This window comes from Lactobacillus sp. UMNPBX6, from assembly GCF_002553975.1.
GTDB classification, from domain to species: Bacteria; Bacillota; Bacilli; order Lactobacillales; family Lactobacillaceae; genus Lactobacillus; species Lactobacillus gallinarum.
In genome coordinates, this window is sequence record NZ_PCZD01000125.1 from 1 (window position 1) to 925 (window position 925).

Here is a 925-nt window from a genome sequence, read left to right on the forward strand (position 1 = left end):
GGCATATCACACACCAGATGAAATCTTCGAAAGAGAATTAGATAAAATCTATCAAGCAGCTTAAGTGTTCAATTTATTATTGCAATTTACGGAAATTTTTTACTGAAAAAATTTAAATTTTCTCTTGACCTTTTTGCCTGATTCTCCTATACTAATATCTGTTGAGTGATTGAGAGGTCATTCAAATAGAACCAATCAAGTAAAAAGGTTTGAAGATTGGGTTATAGCCAAGTGGTAAGGCAATGGTTTTTGGTACCATCATGCGCTGGTTCGAATCCAGCTAACCCAATAGAGTTATGGTTGTCTTAATATCAATGCTGTAAAACGTTGATGTTAAGGCATTTTTTATTTTCTGAATTGTTTTCAAACTTCATGAAATTATTGTTTTTAGCAATATTTTTAGCAATATAGGGAGTTGCGGACGGGTTTATTTAAGGCTGTTAAAATTGGTATAGCGTAGCAACATCGGCTCGCTTTTTTCATGTAAGAAATTGGCTAGAATGCTATAATACTAGGTATCATCATTATGTTAATAATTTAAATTGTCTGAATGTTGTTACAGTTTGTAGCAACATTTTTATTTTTCACTGCTGAATTTTCAGCCGTGAGATTTTGCGGTGCGATTTTGCACCGTTGGATTTCACTGTCGAATTTTCGACCATGAGATTTCACTCTGCAATTTTGCATAGTCGAGTTTTGACTACCGAATTTTCGGTCGTGAGATTTCACTGCGCAATTTTGCACCGTGAGATTCGACTGCGCAATTTTGCGCAGTCGGTTTTTACCTAAAGTCTACGACCTTACAAAACCCGAAAAATTATTTTCATATTCAAGTAATTGTAAATACTGTTAGATTAATATTTTTAAGTAACTTAAACTTCCCACTTGCAAAAGTGGGCTTGTACCTTGAAAATTCAATAGTTTA

Annotated in this window: 1 tRNA gene; it reads left to right on the top strand. The window is 33.8% G+C overall.

Annotated features, from left to right (window positions below):
• The first annotated feature begins 217 nt into the window (after window positions 1-217).
• Window positions 218-289, top strand: a tRNA-Gln gene (locus tag CP357_RS09940).
• Window positions 290-925: the final 636 nt, after the last annotated feature.